Genomic DNA, 530 nt, shown 5'->3' on the forward strand with positions numbered 1-530 from the left:
ATACTTTTTCATTTCTCGATGAACTAACACTTTCACAATGTCTGACCGCCATAAACGGCTTGTATTAAGTGTTACAACATAATCCACCTCATGCTGGGAGAGATACTCCAACATCTCCTGAAAACCTAATCTGTCCACTTCTAACGCTTCCTCGTCCACTTTAGCCCCACTGATACCCTCGTCCTTAAACAAGCGTAAAAGCGTGTATCCTTGAGCCTGACAGTATGCTTTGATTTCATCTTCTTGGTATGCAAGGCTATATCCATCCCTTGCTTGTCCTTGTGTGGATACTCGAATATATCCGATTACTTTCATGATATTTCCCCCTCCGTTACGCTAATTGAGATTAACGTAACGCTTAGCCGATATTTTAGTATAAATTCATTGTATGCGGCTTTAGCGATACAATCAACCCCTTTACCGATACAAATTTATTGTGTATCGTAATAGTAATATAAATAGAGGAAGGGAACTATCATGCCTATATCAATCAAACTTAAAGAAATCTTGAAAGAACGTGACCTTTCACA

1 protein-coding gene is annotated in these 530 nt (G+C 38.9%); it reads right to left on the bottom strand.

The annotated features are described in order from the left end of the window. A partial coding sequence (locus tag KVT27_RS23605; RefSeq protein ID WP_217582069.1) for a recombinase family protein occupies positions 1-315 on the bottom strand: 315 nt, incomplete at its 3' end. Positions 316-530: the final 215 nt, after the last annotated feature.

This window comes from Lysinibacillus sp. GbtcB16 (assembly GCF_019091145.1).
GTDB lineage: Bacteria > Bacillota > Bacilli > Bacillales_A > Planococcaceae > Lysinibacillus > Lysinibacillus fusiformis.